This is a genomic window from Streptococcus suis, from assembly GCF_002964045.1.
Lineage (GTDB): Bacteria > Bacillota > Bacilli > Lactobacillales > Streptococcaceae > Streptococcus > Streptococcus suis_U.
In genome coordinates, this window is the sequence record NZ_POPB01000060.1 from 1 (window position 1) to 274 (window position 274).

1 protein-coding gene is annotated in these 274 nt (G+C 38.7%); it reads right to left on the reverse strand.

Translation table 11 applies throughout. The features are described from left to right. Positions 1 to 274 (reverse strand): substrate-binding domain-containing protein (locus C1E99_RS00265; protein ID WP_193441763.1); only part of this gene is annotated, 274 nt, incomplete at both ends.

Here is a 274-nt window from a genome sequence, read left to right on the forward strand (position 1 = left end):
AATCATCTATATAAGCAAATGATAGGTAGGAAATTGCACCTGGTGTCTGAGCAACAATAGATTTTACCATACCGTTAGAATCTTGTTCTTGACTCTGAGCTGCGGTTTGTCCATCCATGATAACACTATCAAAGGTCGCACGTGAACCTGAACTAGCTGCACGGTTAATGATTGAAATTTCCAAATCCTTACCACCCAGTTCTTTCCAGTTGGTAATCTCACCAGTAAAAATTTTACGCAGATCTTCTGTAGTAATATCTTTAACCGATACTTG